The sequence below is a fragment of the Streptomyces sp. DH12 genome, from assembly GCF_020873895.1.
GTDB lineage: Bacteria > Actinomycetota > Actinomycetes > Streptomycetales > Streptomycetaceae > Streptomyces.
In genome coordinates this window covers 1-434 of the sequence record NZ_JAHWGT010001234.1, presented here as the reverse complement: position 1 = coordinate 434, position 434 = coordinate 1, and the positions used below count along the sequence as shown (strand labels likewise).

The window sequence follows — 434 nt, the reverse complement described above, 5'->3', positions numbered from 1 at the left end:
GCCGCGCTCGCCCGGCTGCGCCACGAGGCGTTGAGCGGCTTCGACCCGCACCACTGGCCCCTGTTCGCCGTGCGCGTGGCGCAACTCCCCGGCGGACGGGCCCGGGTGCTGTTCACCGTGGACGAGCTGATCGCCGACGGACCTAGCGTGTCGCTGCTGCTCCAGCAGTGGTACGCCGCCTACGCGCACGGCACGGCCCCCCGTCCGCCCGGCATCACGTTCCGGGAGTACGCCGAGGCCACGGCCGTCACCGACGTGCCCGAGGAGTCCCTGGCCTACTGGCGGGAGCAACTGGCCGGCGTCGACCTGGAGCGCCCGCTGCCGCCGGCCGCGGACGCCGGAGGCGCCGTTCCGGACGCCCCCGCGCACCGGCGGCTGACGCTGAGCCTGGAGCCGGAGCGCTGGGAGCGGGTGCAGGCGGTGGCCAGGCAGGC

The 434-nt window shown here is 76.5% G+C and carries 1 protein-coding gene; it reads left to right on the top strand.

Annotated elements, in window-relative coordinates; genetic code table 11:
* On the top strand, positions 1-434 hold a 434-nt coding region (locus LPA54_RS39420; RefSeq protein WP_228985200.1), incomplete at both ends, for a condensation domain-containing protein.